The 8474-nt window shown below is 70.9% G+C and carries 9 protein-coding genes; 4 read left to right on the top strand and 5 right to left on the bottom strand.

The window, feature by feature from the left end:
* Positions 1 to 474, top strand: a 474-nt coding sequence (locus VGH85_19845) for a crosslink repair DNA glycosylase YcaQ family protein (GenBank protein HEY2176063.1), incomplete at its 5' end; no start/stop codon positions are given.
* Between the two features lie 2 nt (positions 475 to 476).
* Here VGH85_19845 and VGH85_19840 read toward each other — a convergent pair.
* Positions 477 to 1058, bottom strand: a complete 582-nt coding sequence (locus VGH85_19840; protein ID HEY2176062.1) for a TetR/AcrR family transcriptional regulator — start codon at positions 1056 to 1058, stop codon at positions 477 to 479.
* Positions 1059 to 1183: 125 nt separating this feature from the next.
* Here VGH85_19840 and VGH85_19835 point away from each other — a divergent pair, with 125 nt between their 5' ends.
* The 3 genes from VGH85_19835 (at position 1184) to VGH85_19825 (ending at position 3953) form a co-directional block, all read left to right on the top strand.
* Positions 1184 to 2692 (top strand): MFS transporter, encoded by a 1509-nt coding sequence (locus VGH85_19835; protein HEY2176061.1) that lies wholly within the window; start codon positions 1184 to 1186, stop codon positions 2690 to 2692.
* Positions 2693 to 2696: 4 nt separating this feature from the next.
* Entirely contained in the window at positions 2697 to 3476 is a 780-nt protein-coding gene (locus VGH85_19830; GenBank protein HEY2176060.1) for a glycerophosphodiester phosphodiesterase family protein, read from the top strand.
* Positions 3477 to 3599: 123 nt separating this feature from the next.
* On the top strand, positions 3600 to 3953 hold the full coding sequence (locus tag VGH85_19825) for an RNA polymerase-binding protein RbpA (GenBank protein ID HEY2176059.1): 354 nt from the start codon (positions 3600 to 3602) through the stop codon (positions 3951 to 3953).
* A 67-nt stretch (positions 3954 to 4020) separates the two neighbouring features.
* Here VGH85_19825 and dusB read toward each other — a convergent pair whose 3' ends face one another.
* The 4 genes from dusB to lnt are packed head-to-tail and all read right to left on the bottom strand — an operon-like array spanning position 4021 to position 7994.
* Positions 4021 to 5160, bottom strand: a complete 1140-nt coding sequence (gene dusB / locus VGH85_19820) for a tRNA dihydrouridine synthase DusB (protein ID HEY2176058.1) — start codon at positions 5158 to 5160, stop codon at positions 4021 to 4023.
* Positions 5157 to 5645 carry an FxsA family protein gene (locus tag VGH85_19815; GenBank protein ID HEY2176057.1) on the bottom strand — a complete coding sequence of 163 codons (489 nt, stop codon included), beginning with the start codon at positions 5643 to 5645 and terminating at the stop codon, positions 5157 to 5159. The genes dusB and VGH85_19815 overlap by 4 nt, the downstream gene beginning before the upstream one ends.
* Before the next feature lie 4 nt (positions 5646 to 5649).
* Positions 5650 to 6420, bottom strand: a complete 771-nt coding sequence (locus VGH85_19810; GenBank protein HEY2176056.1) for a polyprenol monophosphomannose synthase — start codon at positions 6418 to 6420, stop codon at positions 5650 to 5652.
* Positions 6417 to 7994 (bottom strand): apolipoprotein N-acyltransferase, encoded by a 1578-nt coding sequence (lnt, locus tag VGH85_19805; GenBank protein HEY2176055.1) that lies wholly within the window; start codon positions 7992 to 7994, stop codon positions 6417 to 6419. The genes VGH85_19810 and lnt overlap by 4 nt, the downstream gene beginning before the upstream one ends.
* Positions 7995 to 8474: the final 480 nt, after the last annotated feature.

The raw sequence follows: 8474 nt of genomic DNA, 5'->3' as shown, positions 1-8474 counted from the left end.
CTTCGGCTGCGATCGCTGGGCATCGCCCCTTCCCGCGGACCGGAGTGTCCGGTCGAGCCGATCGACGTCGGCGAGGCCGGCGAGCCCGCGACGGTCGAGGGCATCAACGGGATCTGGCGGGTCGACCCGTCCCTGATTGGCCTTCCCTTCTCCGGGCGCGCCGCGCTGCTGTCACCCTTCGACCGGCTGGTCGACGACCGGAAACGCACCCGCGAGCTCTTCGACTTCGACTATCAGCTCGAGATGTACAAGCCGGCCGCCAGACGCCGATGGGGATACTTCACCCTCCCGATCCTCTACGGCGACCGGCTCGTCGGAAAACTCGACGCCACCGCCGACCGCGCGGCAGGGGCACTCCGCGTCGACGCCGTTCACCAGGACACCCCGTTCACCACGACGATGAAAACCGCCGTGGATCGCGAGATCAAGGATCTGGCCCACTGGCTCGACCTGGACCTCTGGCCGGCCGAGTGAGTTCAGGACTTCGCGCCCACGCGGAGTCCGTCGAGCACGAGCCCCAGTAGCCGCTCGCTCTGTTTCGGGTCGGGGTTCGGCGCCATGGTCATGCCCCCGACGAGCCGCATCACGTCGAGGACATCCACATCGCGCCGGATGACCCCCTCGTTCTGCGCGCGGACGACCACGGACTCGGCTGCCTCCCGGATCGCCACGCGGCAGTGCGAGATCAGGTCGGAGTCCTTGCCCACGGACTCGGCGAGCTCGGCGAAGAGCACCCGCTTGGTCATGGCGTAGGACACGAACCGGGTCAGCCAGGCGACGAGTGCCTCCCACGGCGGGAGGGACCGGACCTCGTCCGCGAGCGTCCCGAGCGAATCGACATCGTCCCGGTAGACGGCCTCGACGAGGGCCAAGCGGGTCGGGAAGTGGCGGTACAGGGTGCCGATTCCGACACCGGCCCGCCGGGCCACCTCCTCGAGCGACGCGTCGGCGCCCTGCTCGCTGAAGGCGGCGCGAGCCTCGGACAGCAGCCGCTCGTAGTTGCGCCGGGCGTCCGACCGCATGGGGCGGCCCGGGCTCGATTCGGCCTCGATCGTCATGTCGACGCGCACTCCTTCAAATATCTCCTTGCGTACCGGAGGCTGCCTCCGTATCGTAATCGGAGGAGGCCTCCACTTTAGCTCAACTGCACTCCCATCTTCCACCGAAGGGACTCTCCAACACCATGACGTCCCCGTCTGTCCTCCTCCGTCCCACCGGCCGGAGTCCAGCGGCCGACCGTACCCGGTCGATCGCGCTGGCCATCATCCTCACGTGCCAGCTGATGGTCGTGCTCGACGCGACCATCGTCAACGTCGCCCTGCCTGACATCCAGCGGGCGCTGCACTTCTCCACCTCGGGCCTGTCCTGGGTGCTCAACGCGTACACGCTGACCTTCGGCGGGCTGCTGCTGCTGGGCGCGCGGGTCGGCGACATCCTCGGTCGACGGCGCACCTTCATCATCGGCATCGCCGTGTTCACCGGATCCTCGTTGCTCGGCGGATTCGCACTCTCCCCCGGCTGGCTGTTGGCGGCGCGAGCGCTGCAGGGCGTGGGCGGCGCGATCGCCGCGCCGCAGGCACTCGCTCTGCTGACGACGATGTTCGACGAGGGCCGCGAGCGCACCCGCGCGCTCGGCCTCTACGCGGCCGTATCGATCGGTGGCGCCGCGGTCGGCCTGATCGCGGGAGGCATCCTCACCGAGTTCGTCTCCTGGCGGTGGGTGCTCTTCGTCAACGTGCCGATCGGGATCGCCCTGCTGCTGGCCACACCCCGGTTCCTGCCGGAGTCCGAGCGCCACCGCGGCCGGTTCGACTTCGCCGGAGCCATCACCTCGACGCTCGGCATGGTGGGGCTGGTCTACGGCTTCGTCAGTGCCGCCAGCGACGGATGGCGCAGCCCGGAGACCATCGGTGCCTTTGCCGTCGGTGCCGTGCTGCTCACCCTGTTCCTCGCGATCGAGTCGCACACGATGGAGCCGATCACCCCGCTCGGCCTCTTCCGCGACCGCAACCGCGCGGCGTCGTACGTCGGCCGGCTGCTGCTGGTCGCCGGGATGTTCGGGATGTTCTTCTTCCTCACCCAGTTCATGCAGAACGTCCTCGGCTACAGCCCGCTGGCCACCGGATTGGGCTTCCTGCCGCTCACCGTCGCGTTGTTCAGCACCTCGCAACTCAGCGCCCGCGTCCTGGTCGAGCGCTACGGCGCCAAGCCGGTGATGGTGCTGGGGATCAGCCTGTCCACGCTCGGCACGGCATGGCTGACCCAGCTGACGGTGCACAGCAGCTACCTGTCCATACTCGGGCCGCTGGTGCTTTTCGGCGCCGGCAACGGACTTGCCTTCGTTCCGCTCACGGCCGCGTCATTGGCCGGTGTCGACCGACGGCACGCCGGCGCCGCGTCCGGGCTGGTCAACGTGATGCAGCAGGTCGGGGGTTCGCTCGGTCTGGCGATCCTCGTCACCGTGTTCGGTGCGGCGAGCAGGCACGCCGCGCAGGTACACACCGCCGGCGAGTCGCCGATCGCCTACCAGCACCACGTCCTGGCGGACGCCATCGCGACGGCCTTCATCGGCTCGGCGGTGTTCACGGCAGGAACGCTCGCAGTGATCGTCCTCGTGCTGCGCACGCGGCGGGTTGCCCCACCCGTCGTCGAGCGGCCTGAGCCGTCGACCGAGCTGGTGGAGGCAGACTGACCGAGTGCGTCGTGACTTCGCGTTCCTCGACTCAGCCCGCCCGCTCGCCTTCGCCCACCGCGGAGGCGCAGCGGGCGGGCTCGAGAATTCGCTGGCCGCGTTCGAGCGCGCCGTGCGGCTCGGCTATCGCTATCTCGAGACCGACGTGCACGTCACCGCCGACGGCGTCCTGCTCGCCTTCCACGACACGACGCTGGACCGGGTGACCGACCGGGTCGGCCGGATCTCCGACCTCCCCTACGCCGAGGTCGCGGCCGCCCGGATCGGCGGGGTCGAGCCGATCCCACGCCTGGAGGACCTGCTCGGCGCCTGGCCCGACGTCAAGGTCAACGTCGACGTCAAGGTGCCCGGCGCGATCGACGCCCTGGTCGAGGTCATCCGACGGACCGGGACTATCGACCGGGTCTGCGTAGCGGCCTTCTCCGAAGCACGCGTCGCCCGGGCCCGGGCGGCGCTCGGCCCACGGCTGTGTACGGCGCTCGGCCCGCGTGGAGCGCTCGCCCTGCGCCTGTCGTCCTACGCAGGGGGCCGGGGTGCGGGCGGGCTCGGTCGGGTCCCGTGTGCCCAGGTTCCTGCCCGGGTCGGCCCGTTATCGGTGGTCGACGACCGGTTCGTGGCTACTGCTCATGGTTTGGGGATACAGGTCCACGTCTGGACGGTGGACGACCCGGTGCAGATGCGGCGCCTGCTCGACCTCGGCGTCGACGGCATCATGACGGATGAGATCGAGGCGCTGCGCGACGTCCTGGCCGCCCGGCAGGAGTGGTCCGGACCCAGCAGGTGAGCCGTCTCACGCCGGTGGCCATCCGAACGGAGGCGTGAGCCGAACCTGGGTGGGGAATCTTTACCCTGACGATCACGTTGGACGACTGGAAAGCAACACTCACCCTCCCGGGAGGGATAAATCATGGCAGAGCGCACGCTCCGCGGCAGCCGTCTCGGGTCTGTCAGCTACGAAACGGACCGTAACACCGAACTCGCCCCTCGTCAGGATGCGGAATACCGCTGTCGGCACGGCCACGTTTTCAGCGTGCCGTTCTCCGGCGAGGCCGAGGCCCCGCAGACGTGGGAATGTCGGCTCGACGGCACGGTCGGCAAGCTGATCGGCGGACCGGACCCCGAGGCCAAGAGCGGGAAGGCTCCGCGTACCCACTGGGACATGCTTATGGAACGCCGCACGATCGCGGACCTCGAGGAGGTCCTCGCCGAGCGGCTGGAGATGCTCAAGGGCCGACGCTCGGCAGCGAAGAAGAGCGCCTGATCCCAGACTGACGTCGAGGGGCCCTCATCCGGATTCGGATGGGGGCCCCTTTTCGCTGTGCGGCCGGTCAGCCGCCGGAGGTCGCCAGCTCGGCGTCCGCGGGAACGCCGAGGTCGTCGCGGTCGACGAGCCACCGCTCGGGCAGGATCACCCGCCGCGGCGCCCCGGTCGTCCGGCCGCGCGGCGACTCGGCCACGCCAACCGGGAATGGTTCGTCGGCCGGAAACCCCGCGAGCAGGTCGTCGAGCTCGACGAGTGAGCTGACCCGCCCGAGCCGGAGCCGCGTGTGGCTGCCGAGCGGGAAGCCCTTGGTGTACCAGCTGGTGTGCTTACGGAAGTCGATCAGACCGCGGGCCTCGCCCTTCCACTCGGCCATCAGCCGGGCATGTCGGCGCATCACCGCCGCCACCCCGCCGAGGTCCGGCGGCGGCGCGGGGGCGGTGCCGGCGAACGCCGCGGCGAGCTCACCGAACAGCCATGGCCGGCCCATGCAGCCGCGACCGACCACGACACCCGCGCAGCCCGTCTCGCGCATCATGCGTAGCGCATCGGCCGCCGTCCAGATGTCACCGTTGCCGAGCACCGGCACGGACAGATCCGCCGCAAGCTCGCCGATCGGCGCCCACTGCGCCGTACCGGAGTAGAGCTGTGCCGCAGTCCGTCCGTGCAATGCGACCGCCTGGGCACCCTCTGCCTGCGCGATCCGCCCGGCCTCGCGGTAGGTGAGATGGTCGGGGTCGATCCCGAGCCGCATCTTCACGGTGACGGGAACGGCCCCAGCGGCCCGGGACGCGGTCGCGACGATGTTCGCGAACAGCCGCCGCTTCCACGGCAGCGCCGAACCTCCGCCGCGTCGGGTGACCTTGGGTACCGGGCAGCCGAAGTTGAGGTCGACGTGGTCCACCCGGCCTTCGCCGACCAGAATCCGGACCGCCTCACCGACGACGTCCGGGTCGACGCCGTAGAGCTGCAGGCTGCGCGGTGACTCCCCCGGCCCGAACGCCGTCATCGCCAGCGTCTTCTCGTTGCGCTCCACGACGGCGCGAGACGTGATCATCTCGCTGACGTAGAGACCGGCCCCGTGCTCCCGGCACAGCTGGCGGAATGGCGCGTCGGTGACACCGGCCATGGGGGCGAGGACGACCGGCGGCCACACGGCATGTGGGCCGATCCGCAACGCGGCGGGAACCGTGGCGTCGGCGGTCACTGCTCGATCTCCCCTTCGATGACCGGCGGGTCGCCGTCATCGTTCTTCGGCGCGGCCGGGCCGCGCTTGGACCGCACCCGTCGGGTCGCGAAGCCTCCGGCCGCCCCCGCCGCACCGACCAGACCCATCCGCTTGGTGACGAGAATCATGGCGAGGCGGCGGAAGACCGACCGCGTCACCGGCAGCAGACACAGCAGGCCCACCGCGTCAGTCACGAAGCCGGGGGCGAGCATGAGCGTCCCACCGACGATGACCAGCGCGCCGTCGATCACCTCGCGGTGCGGCACCCGGTGATCGGCGGTGGCCTGGGTGAATGCCCGCCAGGCCCGGCCGCCTTCGTGACGCAGCAGGAGGGCGCCGGCGAGGGACGACACCAGCAGGAGCAGCACGGTCGGCAGGAACCCGATCGCTCCGCCCACGAGGATGAAGACCCAGATCTCGAGCGCGGGTATGGCGATGAGGAGGAACACCGCGAGGAAGATCACCGCGCTACCTCCCCCTGTCGGACGGCGCGGCCCGCGCGCGCGCCCCGCGACTGCGGTTGGACAGGCCCCACCAGGTGACCCGCCACAGCGCCTCGGCCACGATCGCGCTGCTCATCTTGCTCATGCCGCGGGCGCGCTCGGTGAAGGTGATCGGCACCTCGACGACCCGGAAGCCCGCCCGCCACGCCTGCCAGGCCAGGTCGACCTGAAAGCAGTAGCCCTGCGAGGAGATCGTGTCGAGCGGCAATTCGGCGAGGACGTCGCAGCGGTAGGCCCGGAAGCCGCCGGTCGCATCGCGAAGGGGCATCCGAAGCGCCAGCCGGGTATAGAGGTTTCCGCCCCGGGAGAGCAGTCGCCGGCTGCGTGGCCAGTTGCGCACCGCTCCGCCCGCCACCCATCGCGACCCGAGGACGAGATCGGCCGACCGCAGCGCGGAGAGCAGCCTCGGCAATTCCTCCGGGGCATGCGACCCGTCGGCGTCCATCTCGACCACGACGTCGTACCCACGCTCGAGGGTCCACCGGAATCCGGCGATGTAGGCCGCCCCGAGTCCGGCTTTCGCGGCCCGGTGCAGGACGTGCACCCGGCCGTCGGCCGCGGAGAGCTTGTCGGCGATCTCGCCGGTGCCGTCGGGGCTGCCGTCGTCGACGATCAACGCGTCGGCCTCGGGCACGGCGGCCCGGAGCCGGTCGACGATCGGCTCGATGTTGGCGGCCTCCTCGTAGGTCGGGATGACGACGAGCACACGATTGAACCCGCCGGGGTAGCCGCTCATGCGTTCTCCCGCTCCCGGTCCGGGTGCACGCTCATCGGTGGTGCCGGACGCCCGCGTTCGGACCGCCGTACCACCACCGCGGTCAGCAGGGCGATGCCCGCCACCCCCGTCAGCACCCACTCCGGTATCGCGCCCAGTCGGGTGGCGACGGTGGTGCCCGACTGCACCGCCACCGGCAGGTCGAAGCGCGCCGCCGTGAAGATCTTCGACTGCGCCCGGACCCGGCCGTCCGGCGCGATGATCGCGCTGATGCCGCTGGTCGAGGACACGATGACCGAACGGTCATGCTCGACGGCGCGGATCCGGGCCATCGCCAGCTGCTGCGGGCTTTCGGCCGTGTGCCCGAACGTCGCATTGTTCGTCTGTACGACGAGGACCTGCGCACCGCCGTCGACGTCGTCGGCGACGAGTCCGTCGTAGGCCACCTCGAAACAGATCACGTCGCCGATGGTGAGCCCTCCGATGTGCAGGTCACCGCTGCCCTCGCCGGCAAGCATGTCCCGGGGCACCAGGTCGACCTTGGATGTCACCAGCCGCGCGAGGCTGCGCAGCGGAATGTATTCGCCGAAGGGCACCGGATGCCGCTTGAGGTACGTCGCCCCGGGACCGGTCCGCGGGTCCCACACGATCCCGGCGTTGCGGACGTGGTTGCCCGGTCCGTCGAGGATCGCGCCGACGAGGATGGGGACGCCGACCGCGCGGGCCGCCTGGTCGATCAGCGCCGCCGCGTCCGGGTTGTCGAGCGGGTCGATGTCGGAGGCATCCTCCGGCCAGACGACGAACGCCGGTCGGGGTTGCGCGCCGGATCGGATCTGCCCGGCCAGGACCAGGGTCTGGCGCACGTGGTCGTGGAGCACGGCTTCCCGCTGGGCGTTGAAGCCCAGCCCGAGCCTGGGCACGTTGCCCTGCACCACCGCGATCTGGACCTGGCGGGACCGGTCGCCGGTCTGCACGCTGAGCCCCAGCAGGAGTCCGACCAGCGGCACCGCGAGGACTCCGGCGGCCGCGAGCGCCGCGACCACCCGGACGTCGCGGCGCAGCCCGCGCTGGACGGCGTAGGCCGCGAGGCATCCGGTCAGCGCGACCGCGAAGGTCACCAACGGCGCCCCGCCGAACGCGGCGAAGGGCACGAACGGTCCATCCGGCTGACTGAAGGCGAGCCGCCCCCACGGGAACCCGCCGAACGGCAACCGGTCGCGCAGCGCCTCCTCGGCAACCCACAGCGCCGCCGCCCACACCGGCCAGTAGGGCAGCCGGGAGGTGACGGCGAGGGCAGCGCCGAGCGCGGCGATGAACAGTGCCTCGGCGACGCTGAGGAGGAGCCACGGGACGGCGCCGACGTAGGTGCCGCTCCACCGGAGCAGCGGGATGAAGAAGGCGAGTCCGAAGACCAAACCGTAGAGAGCGCCGGAGCGGGCCCGTCGGCCGCGCACCACGAAGGAGAGGGTCCCGGCCGACACCGCGGCCAACGGCCAGTAGCCGAACGGCGGGAAGGCGAGGACGAGCAGGCCGCCGGCCGCGAGCGCGAGGAGGAACGAGAAGCGGCGAGGGGCCGGCCGGCTCGGTGACCGCACGCTGCGTGGCCTCCCGCTCCGCTTGACGTCACGCGGCGCACCGCGGGCGGCCGCGGCTTCGCGGCCACCCCACTCTACGGCGGAGCGGTGTCTCGGGGGGCGGCTGCGGGGGGCTCGGCGGGACCTTCGGACCGACCGGGCGGCTGCTGGCTGCAGACGACCGAGCCGTTGTCTACTGGCCTGCCGAGCCCCCTTTCAGCTGGCCCGTCGCCGACACGACGACCCCCTTCGGTACGCCGTTCCGACGCCGAACCGCGGTGCGCGCCGGATCCGCGCAACCCGTTCGACGGCGTTACCCGCCTTTGGCTGTCCCCGGTTGTCCGGCGGCACCCAGTCGGCTGGCGATGCGTACGTAACGGCTGTCCGATCGCCCCGTTGTGCGAGACGTGAGGGACCATATCCGTACTCGGCTACCCCCCGTCAACCCACCCGTTACCCACAGTTGACCATGTATCCGCAGGTCAGCGGCACTTTTGCGGC

The sequence above is a fragment of the Mycobacteriales bacterium genome, assembly GCA_036497565.1.
Lineage (GTDB): Bacteria > Actinomycetota > Actinomycetes > Mycobacteriales > QHCD01 > DASXJE01.
This window is presented reverse-complemented; position numbering and strand designations above follow the sequence as displayed.

What these genes read in the sequence shown, in the direction of transcription:
- VGH85_19840 (HEY2176062.1), bottom strand. Translation starts at nt 1,058, where the DNA reads ATGACGATCGAGGCCGAATCGAGCCCGGGCCGCCCCATGCGGTCGGAC.
- VGH85_19835 (HEY2176061.1), top strand. Translation starts at nt 1,184, where the DNA reads ATGACGTCCCCGTCTGTCCTCCTCCGTCCCACCGGCCGGAGTCCAGCG.
- VGH85_19825 (HEY2176059.1), top strand. Translation starts at nt 3,600, where the DNA reads ATGGCAGAGCGCACGCTCCGCGGCAGCCGTCTCGGGTCTGTCAGCTAC.
- VGH85_19810 (HEY2176056.1), bottom strand. Translation starts at nt 6,420, where the DNA reads ATGAGCGGCTACCCCGGCGGGTTCAATCGTGTGCTCGTCGTCATCCCG.